Source organism: Pseudoalteromonas sp. TB51, assembly GCF_000498055.1.
Lineage (GTDB): Bacteria > Pseudomonadota > Gammaproteobacteria > Enterobacterales > Alteromonadaceae > Pseudoalteromonas > Pseudoalteromonas atlantica.
This window is the reverse complement of sequence record NZ_AUTO01000202.1, coordinates 1-3,156: the sequence shown is the minus strand read 5'-3', so window position 1 is coordinate 3,156 and position 3,156 is coordinate 1. Positions and strand designations below refer to the sequence as shown.

General features: G+C 39.3%; 3 protein-coding genes and 1 pseudogene. 2 read left to right on the top strand and 2 right to left on the bottom strand.

The features are described from left to right. Together L650_RS0110775 and L650_RS0110770 are read left to right on the top strand one after the other, a co-directional pair. Positions 1 to 516: YebC/PmpR family DNA-binding transcriptional regulator (locus tag L650_RS0110775; protein WP_029773119.1), on the top strand; the 516-nt coding region annotated here is incomplete at its 5' end. A 73-nt stretch (positions 517 to 589) separates the two neighbouring features. Next, positions 590 to 1,885, top strand: a complete 1,296-nt coding sequence (locus tag L650_RS0110770) for a leucine-rich repeat-containing protein kinase family protein (protein ID WP_029773118.1) — start codon at positions 590 to 592, stop codon at positions 1,883 to 1,885. Positions 1,886 to 1,954: 69 nt separating this feature from the next. Here L650_RS0110770 and gap read toward each other — a convergent pair whose 3' ends face one another. Together gap and L650_RS0110760 are read right to left on the bottom strand one after the other, a co-directional pair. Then, a complete protein-coding gene (gap, locus tag L650_RS0110765) occupies positions 1,955 to 2,959 on the bottom strand; it encodes a type I glyceraldehyde-3-phosphate dehydrogenase (protein WP_029773117.1) in 1,005 nt (334 codons plus the stop codon). A 10-nt stretch (positions 2,960 to 2,969) separates the two neighbouring features. Next, a pseudogene (locus tag L650_RS0110760) lies at positions 2,970 to 3,156 on the bottom strand (keto-deoxy-phosphogluconate aldolase); the annotation flags it as partial.

Below are 3,156 nucleotides of genomic sequence, written 5' to 3'. Positions count from 1 at the left end.
GCAATAGACAAAGCCAAAGGCGGCGGCGGTGAAGATTACGCAGCCACACGTTATGAGGGTTACGGCCCTGGTAACTGTATGATTATTGTTGACTGTTTAACCGACAACAACAAACGTACGTTTGCTGATGTACGTATTTGTTTTACCAAAGCAAACGCTAAAATAGGCGCACAAAATTCGGTATCACATTTATTTGATCACCTCGCTATTTTTGTTTTTGATGGCGATGACGATGAAGCTGTACTAGAAGCCCTTATGATGGCCGATGTTGATGTAACAGATGTAGAAGTAGAAAACGGTAAAGTGACGGTTTTTGCACCACATACAGAATACAACAACACCCGTACAGCGCTTGAAGAGATGGGTATTACAGATTTTGACGTAGATTTAATCTCGTTTGTACCACAAGTTGAAGCCCCTATTGAAGGTGAAGACGTAGAAGTAATGGAGCGCTTTTTAACCATGCTTGAAGATTGTGACGACGTGCAAAACGTTTACCATAACGCGCAATTTTAAACTTTACTAAACGTATTTACTTTAAGCCAACAGCGATGTTGGCTTTTTTATTTTAAAAGGCTTGTGAAAATTTATGAATACCCTTGCAGAGCTTAAGTCTGGTAGGTTGAATGGTGTTAGTCGCTTACAACTCGTAGAAGGCTTAACTGAGTTTCCTTTAGAAATTTTAACCCTTGTAGATACCTTAGAAGTACTCGATTTATCAAACAATAATCTCACTACACTGCCAGATGAGTTTGCATGCTTAACAAAGCTTAAGCGGGTGTTTTTATCGTTTAACCAATTTAAACTTATACCTAAAGTACTCGCTAAGTGCCCTGCTTTAATTATGGTTGCATTTAAAGGCAATCAAATAACAGAGTTTGCACTAAACAGCTTACCTAAAAATATTGAATGGTTAATACTGACCGATAACAAATTAAGCGTATTGCCAAGTGACTTTGGTAATTACACACAGCTTAAAAAGCTCGCCCTTGCAGGAAATAACCTAAAACAACTACCCGCGAGTATGGCCTCTTGTACTAATTTAGAGCTAGTTAGGCTCTCTGCTAATAACCTAACAAAACTTGATAATTTGCTATTAGAACTCCCCAAACTTGCTTGGCTTGCCTTTGCGGGTAATGCATTTAATAAAGCTCAGTGCTTAACTAACAGTCGTTTACAAAACACGCCACTTGAAAATTTTAAGCTTAAAAAAATAATTGGCCAAGGTGCATCGGGCGTTATTCATTTAGCTAAAACAGCACAGCATGATGTGGCGGTAAAATTATTTAAAGGGGCAATTACAAGCGATGGCTACCCACTTGATGAAGTAAACTGCTGTTTACAAGCAGGCTATCATAAAAACTTAATTAACGTATTAAGCTACATAGAGCAAAGTACACAGCTTGGTTTAGTAATGGAGCTAATAGATACACGCTTTACTAACTTAGGTTTGCCGCCAAGTTTAGAAACCTGTACGCGCGATACCTTTAATACACACTGTCACTATTCGCCTGAGGCAATTTATAAAGTTGCCCAGCAAATGATAAGCACCCTTGCCCACTTACATGCTAACAACGTAAGTCATGGCGATATTTACGCCCATAACACCATGATCAACGAGCAATACGATGTTTTATTTGGTGATTTTGGTGCTGCAACAAATTTAAACATGCTTACTCAAGAAGAGAAAAAACGCATAGAACTTATAGAAGTCCGCGCTTTTGGTTGTTTAATTGAGGACTTGCTAAGCACTGTTAGCGCTGCAGATAAGCAAAACGAACTGTTTGGTAAAATGTCCGATATAGCAGCGCGTGCTATAAATACGGATATTGCATCGCGCCCTAGTTTTAAAGAGCTAAGCGTTTTATTAAACGAGCGGATATAAATCAATCAAAATAAAAAAGCCTGCATAATGCAGGCTTGGTTGGATAAAGCTAAACTTTTACAGGGTCAATTATAAGTACTGACCTAATGCTTTAACTTGGTCTAACATGCGGTTTGAGAAACCCCACTCGTTGTCGTACCAAGCCATTACTTTAACTAGTTTGCCATCAGCTTTAGTTTGCGTTGCATCAAAAATTGATGACGCAGGGTTGTGATTAAAATCAATAGAAACAAGCGGAAGCTCGTTGTACTCTAAAATTTCTTTCATTGAACCTGTTGCTGCGGCTTTCATTACTTCGTTGATTTCTTCAGCAGTTGTTTCGCGCTTAGTGATAAACGTAAAATCAACTAAAGAAACATTGATAGTAGGTACACGTACCGACATACCGTCTAATTTACCCGCAAGCTCAGGAAGTACTAAGCCAACAGCTGCAGCAGCACCTGTTTTAGTTGGGATCATAGACTGTGTTGCACTACGTGCACGGTATAGATCTGGGTGATAAACGTCAGATAAGTTTTGATCGTTTGTATAAGCATGAATTGTAGTCATGCTACCTTGCTCAATACCTACTGTGTCGTTAATTGCTTTTGCAATTGGCGCTAAACAGTTAGTCGTACATGATGCGTTAGAGATAATGTTGCTATCAGCGTTAATTACATCGCTGTTAACGCCGTGTACTACCGTTGCATCTAAATCTTTACCAGGAGCAGACACAATTACTTTTTTAGCACCTGCTGTAATGTGCTTAGCTGCGTCTTCACGCTTAGTGAAAAAACCAGTACATTCTAAAACGATATCTACGTTTAACTCTTTCCACGGTAAGTTTGCAGGGTCACGCTCTTGAGTCAAAGTAATTACGTCATCACCAATCAGCATAGTGTTATCTGATAACGTTACTTTTTGAGAAAATTGACCGTGAACTGAGTCAAATTGTGTTAAATGCGCATTTACGTTAGCCGGTGCTAAATCGTTAATTGCTACAATTTTAATTTCACTGTTTTGTGCTGACTCGTAAAGTGCACGTAATACGTTGCGACCGATACGGCCATAGCCATTAATTGCTACATTAATCATTTTTAGACTCCTATTTAACTTCACTTGCTTGTCGAGCAAGCGCTTCAATGGCTTGCCAGTCTTTGTTTTCAATTAGTTGCTTATCTAGCATCCACGTACCACCAACACAAATAACGTTATTAAGCGCTAAGTAATTAGGGGCTGTTGCTAGGCTAATACCACCGGTTGGGCAAAAAGTAATGTGCGGCAATGGCCCG

Excerpts from the sequence above, each read along its gene's own strand:
- L650_RS0110770 (WP_029773118.1), top strand. The coding sequence starts at position 590 with ATGAATACCCTTGCAGAGCTTAAGTCTGGTAGGTTGAATGGTGTTAGT.
- gap (WP_029773117.1), bottom strand. The coding sequence starts at position 2,959 with ATGATTAATGTAGCAATTAATGGCTATGGCCGTATCGGTCGCAACGTA.